Here is a 10,376-nt window from a genome sequence, read left to right on the forward strand (position 1 = left end):
TCGCCTTCATGAGACTGGGGGTGCTACCTCTCCTGCCTTCTGAGCCGGGAATACCGCCATGGAAAAGATACCAACCCAAGACGTCACGCCGAATCCGGTGGGGCATCACACGCCTCCACAACAACCGGTTACTCAGGAAATGTACGCCAAACGGCGTCACATTTATGTGCGAGAAATTAAAGGTATTTTCCAGAAACTACGCCGCAGTACTAACTGGGCGTTAATGCTGATGTTTTTCCTATTGCCCTGGATCAATGTTGGCAACCGGCCCCTCATTCTGTTCGATCTGCCTAATCGCGAATTCCATATCTTTACCGCCACGTTCTATCCGCAGGAGTTCATACTGCTATCGTGGCTGTTGATCATTTGTGCTTTTGGGCTGTTTTTTATTACCGTTTTTGCGGGCCGGGTGTGGTGTGGTTATACCTGCCCGCAAAGCGTTTGGACCTTTCTGTTTATCTGGCTTGAACACCGCATCGAAGGCTCGCGCAATCGGCGTATCAAGCTCGACAATCAACCGATGACGGCGGATAAGGCTTGGCGAAAAACTGCTAAGCACACTGCTTGGCTATTGATAGCGCTCGCTACCGGCATCACCTTTGTGGGTTACTTCACGCCAATTCGTGATTTAGTGACAGAGCTCCCCACCCTTGAAGCCCATGGCTGGTCCTACTTCTGGGTGGGCTTTTTCCTGGTATTCACTTACCTGAACGCGGGTTGGCTGCGTGAACAGGTGTGCATTTATATGTGCCCCTATGCCCGTTTTCAATCGGTGATGTTTGACCGTGACACACTGATTGTCTCCTACGATGAGTCCCGTGGTGAACCCCGTGGCCATCGCCCTAAAAGCCTGAGCCATCTAGAGGCCCGTGAAGCAGGATACGGCGACTGTATCAATTGCGATCTTTGCGTTCAGGTATGCCCTACCGGTATCGATATCCGTGACGGACTGCAGTATGAGTGCATCACCTGCGCCGCCTGCATCGACGCCTGCGACAGCGTAATGGACAAAATGGGCTACCCGCGGGGGCTGATACGCTACACTACCGAAAACGCGCTTGAGGGCAAAAAGAGCCATATCATGCGCCCTCGCCTGCTAGGCTACTTTGCCGCATTGGTGCTAATGATAGGCACTTTTGCCTGGGCGATTAATGACCGCATGCCACTTAACTTTGACGCTGAGCGCGAGCGCACCCAACTTTACCAAACGACCCGCGACGGCCTGATTAGTAATGTGTTTACCCTGACCATTCGTAACCTTGATGACCAGGATCACACTTACCAGCTGAGCGTTTCCGGGCTGCCCAGTTTAGCCTTAGATAGCAATATGATTGACGTGCCTGCGGGTGAGTCGCGCTTAGAAGTCGTTACAGTGACCGCTAGCCCTGACGAACTACAGCAACCCAGTCACGACATTGTATTCACACTGCAGGCTCAGCAAGACGAACGTATTCGCCTTGAGCGGGATGCCCGCTTCCTGGGCGATATTAGGAGATAAACGACGATGTCATCCCTACCCTCTAGCGAGAAGGTGATCCCCTGGTACAAGCAGTTTTGGCCATGGTTTCTAATCGGCATTCTGCTCTCATCCATTATGTTCAGCATAACCTTTGCCGTTATGTCAGTTAAAAGTTTTGATGGCATGGTAGTGCAAGAGGATTACTACGAGCATGGCAAAGCCATTAATATGGTACTTGCCAAGCAGGAGCAGGCGCGCACTCTGAACTTAAGCGCCGAGCTACGTCTTGATCCGATGACCAGCGACATCGTGGTTGATTTAAGCGGCGATGCGCGTCCCGACAAGCTCTATCTGGACCTCATCTTCCCTACCGAGGATGACCGTGATCAATCGTTCATACTGGAGCATGTCCGTGACGGCCGCTATATCACCCAGGGCCCTGACAACCTGCGCTACCGCTGGTACCTACAGATTCAGCCCGCACTAGAAGATGCCGACTGGCGTCTGACGGGTGAAGCGACGTTCCCTAATGAAAATAGCGTCGCGCTATTGCCAGGAGGGCGTCCAGAAAGCGAATGAGCAACGCCGTGCCTGCCTCTGACTGCTACCACTGCGGTAACCCGGTGCCCGCTGCGGCACCCTGGACGATTACCCTGGATGACCACACCCACCCGCTCTGCTGCCCCGGCTGCGAAGCGGTGGCTCATGCCATTGTCGATGGCGGGCTAGAGAGCTACTACCGCTACCGAACCGAACTTCCCGAACGCCCCGATGAACGCCAAGCCGCCAAAGCGGACACGTGGTCGGTATTTGATGATCCCGGCCTGCAAGCGCAGTTTGTTCACCCTGATGGTGATGAGGGCAATGTCAAAGCCACCCTCGCCATTGAAGGCATTACCTGCGCCGCCTGTGCGTGGCTGATTGAACACCGCCTGAATGCGTTGGAGGGAATTACCACCAGCGCGGTGAATTTAACCCACCACCGACTGCGCGTGAGCTGGGACCCGCAGCAGCTTAAACTCTCGCAACTACTAGCCGAACTGGCTGCAATTGGCTACGACGCTCAGCCTTACGAACCGGATCAAGCCCAAGCACGCATGCAGCATGAAGAGCGCATGAACGTGCGTCGATTGATCATCGCTGCAGTAGGCATGATGCAGGTGATGATGTTCTCGATCCCCATTTATGTCTCCGGTCCCGGTGAAATCAGCGACGATTTCTACGCGCTGTTCCACTGGCTCTCGTTTGCCTTAGCAACGCCGGTAGTATTTTTTTCCGCCCAGCCGTTCTTTCGTAATGCCCTGCGAGACCTGCGCACCGGTGTATTGGGTATGGATGTGCCAGTATCGCTGGCGATCGGTGGGGCTTATCTTGCCAGCAGCTATGCGGTGCTGTTTAACGTCGGCGAGGTCTATTTTGACTCGGTCGCCATGTTCACCTTTTTCTTGCTGTTTGGGCGCTACGTGGAAGGCCGAGCCAGGCGCCGTAGTGGGCATAGCGGCAATGTGCTGAGTGGCGTGCTGCCGATCTCGGCCACGCGGCTGGAAAGCGACGGCAGCGAACGCATTCTACCCGCGAGCGAACTCGCCCCGGATGATCGAGTCCTGATCAAGCCCGGCCACGGCGTGCCTGCCGATGGCGTGATTGAGGAGGGAGAATCGAGCCTGGATGAATCCATGCTGACCGGCGAATACCTGCCGGTCACCCGCCGGGTGGGCGACAGCATTACCGGCGGTAGCCAGAACATGGAAAATCCGCTGGTGATCCGTGTTACCCACGCCGGGCGCGATGCCCGAGTGGCGGGCATTGTCGATCTCACCGACCGCGCCTTTGCCAGCCGCCCGCGGCTGGCCCAGATGGCAGCACGCATGGCCCACCTATTTGTGCTCCGCCTGTTAGTGGTAACCGCCTGCGTCACCATCGCCTGGTGGTTTATCGACCCCTCGCGGATGCTCTGGGTACTACTTTCGGTGCTGGTCGTGACCTGCCCTTGTGCGCTGGCGCTGGCCACCCCCGCGGCCCTGACCGCAGGCCATGGTCAACTGCGCAAGCGCGGCGTGTTGATCACCCGTGCCGATGCCATGGAGACGCTCTCCAACGTAACCCGAGTAATCTTTGACAAAACCGGCACGCTCACCCGCGGCGAGATGCACCTGACCCAGACCAAACCGTTCGGCGAATTAACCGCCGAGCGTGCCCAGGCGATTGCCGCGGCGCTCGAAGCCCACTCAGAACACCCTATCGCCCGCGCCTTTCGTCCGTTTCGGGATGCAACGCTTCAGGCAAAAGATATTCATAGCCATACCGGTCAAGGACTAGAGGGCACGCTAAACGGCGCGCGCTGGAAGCTGGGCAAACCAGAATTTTCCACTGGAGAACCCATTTCGGCACCCGCCAGGGGGCAATGGCTGCTGCTGAGCGAAAACGGCGAACCCCGCGCCTGGTTTGGTCTTCATGATGGCATTCGTGATGACGCTGCTGCCACGATCAAAGCCCTACAGGCCCAGGGGCTAACCGTGGAGCTGCTCTCCGGTGATACCGTCGATGCTGTGGAGAGCCTGGCCAACCAACTCAACATAACGACGTGGCACGCAGGCACCAGCCCAGAAGGCAAACTGGCCCGGATGAAAGAGCTTCAAGCCGCTGGCGAAACCGTGGTGATGATTGGTGACGGCATCAACGACGTGCCGGTGTTAGCCGGTGCTGATGTGGCAATTGCCATGAACGGTGCGACGGACTTAGCCCGCACCCGCGCCGACGCGGTGCTGCTCAGCCCACGCCTGATGCGGATTTTTGAGGCTATCGAGATTTCCCGCGCGACCCGGCGTATCATGCGCCAGAACATGATCTGGTCAGTATGCTACAACTTTTCGGCGCTGCCGCTGGCGGCCATGGGGCTGGTGCCACCCTGGATGGCGGCCATTGGTATGTCGCTCAGCTCGCTAGTGGTGGTGGGTAACGCGCTGCGGCTGTCACGCTGGCGTACGACGCCGCCCGCCTCTTCGCCAAGCGCTTCAACACCGGTAACCGCATGACGATTCTGTATCTACTCATTCCGCTTTCACTGATTCTGCTGGGCCTCGCCGTCTGGGCATTTTTCTGGGCGGTGAAAAATGATCAGTTCGACGACTTGGAAGGCCCGGCGCACCGCATTTTGTTTGATGAAGATGAGAATGACCTCAACCCCGAACAGCGACGCCAGCGGCAGCAGACCAAGCACCGCCCTGCTGCCCCCTCCGACACACACTCACCCGACGACCAAGAGCCCCGGCCATGAATCCAACCGGCCTTGACCTGCCGCCACTGCTGGCGGCGTTCGTGTTTGGTTTGATGGGCGGCGCCCATTGCATTGGCATGTGTGGTGGCATTATGAGCGCGCTCACTTTTGCAGTGCCCCCCAGCATGCGTCATCCGGCGCGTATGGGTGGCTTGCTGCTCAGCTATAACGCAGGTCGCATCACTAGCTACATGAGCGCAGGCGCGCTGGTAGCCCTACTAGGCACGCTATTTTCCCTCTCTGCCACGGCGCGAATGCTGCTACAAGTGTTTGCGGCGCTGATGCTGATCCTGATGGCGCTGTATATCGCCAACTGGTGGAAAGGGCTGCTTAAAGTTGAAGCGATAGGCCGCCGCCTATGGCGCTTTATCGAGCCGGTAGGGCGACGTTTAATGCCCGTAGTTCATTTACCCCAAGCCTTTGCGCTGGGGGCGATATGGGGTTGGCTGCCCTGTGGGCTGGTCTACTCCATGCTGGCCTGGAGCTTAGCAATTGCCGACCCGCTCCAGGGCGCACTATTGATGGGCGCCTTTGGACTGGGCACGCTACCTGCGCTGCTGGCCACCGGGCTTGCCGCGCGCCAGTTAAGCCACCTGATTCGTCACCCGGCAACGCGCAGCGTGGCCGCGCTGACGATCATTGCTTTTGCGCTGTGGCAGCTGTGGACACTCACAGCACACAACCTTCATTAACATGACATGGCTCAATATTTATATCGGCGCCGCGCGTTAGGCTGGCATCAAAGCTTTAACGCCACTTTTAACGCCGGAGCGTCACTTCATGCCCGTTCATGCCCTCGCGGCTTCTTCTACGATGACTTCAACCATGGCCGGGGCAGCACCGGAGCAGAAAAAATGGGATGAAGCCTTGCTGCGCCGTTACGACACCAGCGGCCCGCGCTATACGTCCTACCCCACGGCGTTGTCGTTTCACGACCAATTTACCCCGAGCGATTTGACTCAGGCGTTAGAGCGCAGCAATGCCAGCCAACGTCCTCTTTCGCTGTATGTGCATATCCCCTTCTGCCGCAAAATTTGCTTTTACTGCGCGTGTAATAAAATCGCCACCAAGAACACCGCCCTGGCCGAGCCGTACCTATCCCGGCTTGACCGTGAAATGGTGCTGACCGCTCGCCACCTGGATACCACACGACCGGTGAAGCAGTTGCACTGGGGTGGCGGAACACCGACGTTTCTTAACTTGAACCAGATGGGCGACTTGATTGATCGCCTGGACGCGCGCTTTGGTCTCTCGTCCGCGTCTGATCGCGATTACGCGATTGAAATCGACCCTCGCGAAGCGGACGTATTTACGCTGCGCCACCTGCAGTCGCTCGGTTTCAATCGCATCAGTTTAGGCGTGCAGGACTTAAGCCCGCTGGTGCAGAAAGCCATTAACCGTATTCAGCCACGGGTACTCACCGAGACGCTGATGGATGAAGCACACCGGCTGGGCTTTCGTTCGCTCAATCTCGATTTAATATACGGCTTACCCTTTCAGACTGAAAAAAGCTTTGCAGACACCCTGCGCCAAGTGATCGAGTTAAATCCCGCACGGCTTTCTGTGTTTAACTACGCCCACATGCCCGAGCGCTTTGCCCCCCAGCGGCGGATTAACATCGATGACCTGCCGGGCAGCGAAGAGAAGCTGGCGATTCTGCGCACCACGATTGAGATGCTCACCGCGGCCGGTTATGTGCACATCGGCATGGATCACTTTGCTCGTCCTGATGACAGCTTGGCGATCGCCCAGCGCGAAGGCTCGCTCCAGCGCAACTTTCAAGGCTACTCCAGTCACGCCCAGTGCGACTTAATCGGGCTTGGCGTGTCGGCGATTTCTCGCGTCGATGACGTCTATGCACAGAACCCTAGCGATCTGGCCCGCTATGAAGCAGCGCTGGATCAAGGCCAATTGGCAACCGTACGTGGGCTGCGCTTAAGTGACGATGACCTGATCCGCCGGGACGTTATTGAGCGACTAATGTGTGATATGCGCATTGATCTGGCCGCCATCGGTCAACGCTGGAACATTGATGCCCCGCGTTACTTTGCGCAAGCGCTTGAGCACTTACAGGGCGCCGAGCGAGATGGCCTGCTGACGCGCAGCGGCGACCAGCTTAGCGCGACGCCCATGGGACGGCTGCTGATTCGTCACTTAGCCATGGCGTTTGATGCTCACCTGCCGCAGCAATCAGGCAAGCACTACTCAAAGATTGTGTAAACAAGCTATCGCTAACGAAATGAAGCTTCCATACTAAGAGAAGCCTACCTCAGCACGGCGTAATGATTACCTGCCACTCACGACGCTACTCAAGGAGTTATGCATGTTGGAACCCATGAGCCGCCGACGCTCGCTACTCCATGAAGCTCGCTGCCAAACCTGCAGCTTGAGCTCACTATGCTTGCCACTTGCCCTTGAGATAGACGATATGGGCCAGTTCGATGCCATTATTCGTCGTCGCGCACCGCTGAAAAAAGGCGAGCCACTATTTCGCCAAGGCGATACTTTTACCAGCGTTTATGCGGTACGTTCGGGCAGTTTGAAACAAGTCACATCAGAGGGAAACGGCAGCGAACAACTGACCAATTTCTACCTCCCGAGCGAACTAGTGGGGTTGGACGGGATTGATGAGGAGCACTACCCAGGAAGTGTAATTGCCCTGGAAACGACCACCGTTTGCGAGATTCCCTTTGATCGCTTGGACTCACTCTCAGAGGAGTTGCCCGAACTGCGTGGCCAACTGTATCGCAGCATGAGCAAAGAGTTACGCGATGACCGGCGCATGATGCGCCTGCTGTCACGTAAAACTGCCGACCAGCGGCTAGCGAGCTTTTTAATAACACTTTCGGATCGTTTTCGTCGCCGTGGCTACTCGCCCTACAGTTTCCGCCTTTCCATGCCCAGGGCCGATATCGGCAACTATTTGGGTTTAGCGGTGGAAACCGTCAGCCGTATTTTAAGCCGCTTTCAGCAGCAGAGCGTAGTGGCGGTGTCCGGGCGAGAGGTCAATATTCTTGATATGCAGCGCTTAATCACCCTCGCCGAAGAGGAGCAGCAAACGGTTAACTGACGTTAAATGCCTGAATGCGCCCGGCCAATAGCTCTGCCTGTTTGGCTTCTAGCCCTTCAAAATCAAACAGGCTGCGATCCGCCAGCTGGGAAGGCGCAATATTAGTTACCGCCTTAAACATGCTTTCCAGACGGCCGGGGAATTTTTTGTCCCACTCAGCGAGCATCTCTTTGACGACCTGGCGCTGCATATTGGGCTGCGAACCGCATAGATTGCAGGGAATAATCGGAAATTCCATCATCCGTGAAAACTCGGCAATATCCGCCTCTTTGCAGTAAGCCAGCGGCCGAATGACGATATTTTTACCATCATCAGAAAGCAGCTTAGGCGGCATCGCTTTTAAGTTGCCGCCAAAGAACATATTGAGAAACAGCGTTTCAAGGATATCTTCGCGGTGGTGGCCCAGGGCGATTTTATTGGCGCCAATCTCTTCAGCAAACCCGTACAGCGAACCGCGGCGCAGGCGTGAACAGAGCGCACAAGTCGTTTTACCTTCTGGCGTTTTTTCTTTCACCACCGAATAAGTATCACGCTCGACAATGTGATATTCCACGCCCTGCTTATCCAGATACGCAGGCAGCACGTGCTCGGGAAAACCGGGCTGTTTTTGATCCAGATTGACCGCCACCAGTGAGAAATTGACCGGCGCATTGCGCTGCAAATTGCGCAAAATCTCCAGCATCGTATAGCTGTCCTTGCCTTATATGCCAAATTTTTTTAAAAGAGGAAGAGTGAGTGAGTGAGTAAAGCATTACAATACAGTCACTTAATTTTCTTTCTTCTAAAGAAAACAAACACAAGCCATACAAAAAATTCATTTTTTGTAAAAAAAAGCTTTAAGCAAATGCAGTTGATCAAAATATAACCAAAGACAGCCCAGATACACCAATGTATTCTTTACAAAATCATAGGTTGATTGCTTCTATAAAATTGGTCGAAGAAACATCTACACTGCCAGTATGGTTCGAGATGACTTTACTAGGGAAGGTCTGAATAATTACCGATATTCGTCAACGCTCACTTGAGCTGATAAAAAATTGCAAATTTAGGCACTATTTTCCCGTTCTTTGTGCATTTTTTGCCCGTTAACCGCTCATTAAGCGGAAAACGGGCGCAATAGCCCTATTCCCACAGGTATTTTTCACTGATCAGCAGGTTGCTGAACGCCGCCAGCAGGTGCAGGCGCTGGGTGTTTTTAGCAAGACCACGATAGCGAACCTTGCCATAACCAAAGACTTGCTTGATGTACCGAAAAGGGTGCTCCACCTTGGCTCGGATGCTGGCTTTGATCTTTTCGACTTTCTGTTGCTTGGCATCCAACTTCTTTCGCGTGCCAGGCCGTCTGGCAATATACCAAGAGACGTCGCAGCGGTGATGGAGCTCGTCTCGCTTTTGAATGCCCAGGTAACCGGCATCACCGAAGACGCGCTGCTCTTCACCGTGAAGCAGCTTATCGGCAGGCACAATGTCATGCACATTAGCAGCCGTGGTGTCGATGCTGTGAATCAACCCAAGTTTGTCGTCGACACCTATGTGCATTTTCATACCAAAGTGCCAGGAGCCACCTTTTTTAGTCTGGTGCATCTCCGGATCGCGCTTGCCATGTTTGTTTTTGGTAGAACTAGGCGCAGAAATGATAGTGGCATCAACAATGCTGCCTTCGCGCAACATTAGGCCGTTTTTCGCCAGGTGTTTGTTCACTTCCTGGAACAGCACCTTGCCAAGGCTGTGTCGTTCTAGAAAATGACGAAACTTGAGAATCGTCGTTTCGTCCGGCAATCGGTCTAGCTTCAAACCGGCGAAATGCCTCATGGACTCGATCTCGTAGAGAGCATCTTCCATTGACGGATCGCTCAAGTTGTAGAACAACTGCATACAGTGAACTCGAAGCATGGCAGACAATGGATACGGAGGCCGCCCGCTCTCGCCCTTGGGGTAATAACGGGCTACCTTCTTCTCCAGCTGCGTCCAGGGGATCAGCTTGTCCATCCGCTCCAGAAAGAGTTCGCGGCGAGTCTTTCGCTTTTTGTTCTGGTACTCGGCTTCGGAGAAGGTGATCTGATCCATGGCAGCACTGAACCCTATGCAGTTGACGATGTTCGTATTATCGCTGAAGGCAGAGACTTTTTCAGAGCCTCCCTAGACCTGTCGATATCGAGATTGTGGAAATCGAAAAGATTTAAGTCAGCTAGTTGGCTTGGACTTACATTCTGGATACCGTTAAATATGTTTTCAATACAACCCGCTTTTTGTTTTTCCCAGCCTGCCAACATGTTTTTTATATTCTGTCTTTGTAAGTTCTCCTGAGAACCACAAAGATTACATGGAATAATTGGAAATTCTACAATTGATGCCAGCTTAGCAATATCTTTCTCACGACAATAAGAAAGCGGTCTTATTACAATATTTCTGCGATCATCACTTAGCAGCTTAGGAGGCATTGCCTTTAACCTGAATCCGTGAAGCCGGCGCCGACACTTTCCCTATCACCGCCAGCGAGCACTTTTTGATCATTCGCCCCGTGCAAGTTGGCTTTCGCAAGCCCGTTATTGCCAAAACCCACCGTGCTG

8 protein-coding genes and 2 pseudogenes are annotated in these 10,376 nt (G+C 54.5%); 7 read left to right on the top strand and 3 right to left on the bottom strand.

From position 1 onward, the window contains the following. The first annotated feature begins 58 nt into the window (after window positions 1–58). The 7 genes from ccoG (at window position 59) to fnr (ending at window position 7,806) form a co-directional block, all read left to right on the top strand. Window positions 59–1,498: a cytochrome c oxidase accessory protein CcoG gene (ccoG, locus tag V8L70_RS16565; protein WP_101147526.1), complete on the top strand. Its 1,440-nt coding sequence runs from the start codon at window positions 59–61 to the stop codon at window positions 1,496–1,498. Between the two features lie 6 nt (window positions 1,499–1,504). Next, window positions 1,505–2,038: a FixH family protein gene (locus V8L70_RS16570; protein ID WP_101147527.1), complete on the top strand. Its 534-nt coding sequence runs from the start codon at window positions 1,505–1,507 to the stop codon at window positions 2,036–2,038. Further along, a complete protein-coding gene (locus V8L70_RS16575) occupies window positions 2,035–4,494 on the top strand; it encodes a heavy metal translocating P-type ATPase (RefSeq protein WP_101147528.1) in 2,460 nt (819 codons plus the stop codon). Before V8L70_RS16570 ends, V8L70_RS16575 begins: the two co-directional genes overlap by 4 nt. Next, entirely contained in the window at window positions 4,491–4,736 is a 246-nt protein-coding gene (gene ccoS, locus V8L70_RS16580) for a cbb3-type cytochrome oxidase assembly protein CcoS (RefSeq protein WP_101147529.1), read from the top strand. The genes V8L70_RS16575 and ccoS overlap by 4 nt, the downstream gene beginning before the upstream one ends. After that, window positions 4,733–5,428, top strand: a complete 696-nt coding sequence (locus tag V8L70_RS16585; RefSeq protein ID WP_101147530.1) for a sulfite exporter TauE/SafE family protein — start codon at window positions 4,733–4,735, stop codon at window positions 5,426–5,428. Before ccoS ends, V8L70_RS16585 begins: the two co-directional genes overlap by 4 nt. An 88-nt stretch (window positions 5,429–5,516) precedes the next feature. Further along, window positions 5,517–6,956, top strand: a complete 1,440-nt coding sequence (hemN, locus tag V8L70_RS16590) for an oxygen-independent coproporphyrinogen III oxidase (protein WP_101147531.1) — start codon at window positions 5,517–5,519, stop codon at window positions 6,954–6,956. Between the two features lie 103 nt (window positions 6,957–7,059). Beyond that, entirely contained in the window at window positions 7,060–7,806 is a 747-nt protein-coding gene (fnr, locus tag V8L70_RS16595; protein WP_101147532.1) for a fumarate/nitrate reduction transcriptional regulator Fnr, read from the top strand. Here the strand turns inward: fnr and ttcA are convergent. The 3 genes and pseudogenes from ttcA to V8L70_RS16610 form a co-directional block, all read right to left on the bottom strand. Then, window positions 7,799–8,506, bottom strand: a pseudogene (gene ttcA / locus V8L70_RS16600) (tRNA 2-thiocytidine(32) synthetase TtcA); the annotation flags it as partial. The gene fnr and the pseudogene ttcA overlap by 8 nt on opposite strands. Window positions 8,507–8,928: 422 nt before the next feature. Then, window positions 8,929–9,873 (bottom strand): IS5 family transposase, encoded by a 945-nt coding sequence (locus V8L70_RS16605; protein ID WP_193092942.1) that lies wholly within the window; start codon window positions 9,871–9,873, stop codon window positions 8,929–8,931. A 14-nt stretch (window positions 9,874–9,887) separates the two neighbouring features. Further along, window positions 9,888–10,268: pseudogene (locus tag V8L70_RS16610) on the bottom strand (tRNA 2-thiocytidine biosynthesis protein TtcA); the annotation flags it as partial. Between the last annotated feature and the right edge of the window lie 108 nt (window positions 10,269–10,376).

Source organism: Vreelandella arctica, from assembly GCF_037070215.1.
Lineage (GTDB): Bacteria > Pseudomonadota > Gammaproteobacteria > Pseudomonadales > Halomonadaceae > Vreelandella > Vreelandella arctica.

Excerpts from the sequence above, each read along its gene's own strand:
- V8L70_RS16570 (WP_101147527.1), top strand. The coding sequence starts at position 1,505 with ATGTCATCCCTACCCTCTAGCGAGAAGGTGATCCCCTGGTACAAGCAG.
- ccoG (WP_101147526.1), top strand. The coding sequence starts at position 59 with ATGGAAAAGATACCAACCCAAGACGTCACGCCGAATCCGGTGGGGCAT.
- V8L70_RS16575 (WP_101147528.1), top strand. The coding sequence starts at position 2,035 with ATGAGCAACGCCGTGCCTGCCTCTGACTGCTACCACTGCGGTAACCCG.
- hemN (WP_101147531.1), top strand. The coding sequence starts at position 5,517 with ATGCCCGTTCATGCCCTCGCGGCTTCTTCTACGATGACTTCAACCATG.
- V8L70_RS16605 (WP_193092942.1), bottom strand. The coding sequence starts at position 9,873 with ATGGATCAGATCACCTTCTCCGAAGCCGAGTACCAGAACAAAAAGCGA.
- ccoS (WP_101147529.1), top strand. The coding sequence starts at position 4,491 with ATGACGATTCTGTATCTACTCATTCCGCTTTCACTGATTCTGCTGGGC.
- V8L70_RS16585 (WP_101147530.1), top strand. The coding sequence starts at position 4,733 with ATGAATCCAACCGGCCTTGACCTGCCGCCACTGCTGGCGGCGTTCGTG.
- fnr (WP_101147532.1), top strand. The coding sequence starts at position 7,060 with ATGTTGGAACCCATGAGCCGCCGACGCTCGCTACTCCATGAAGCTCGC.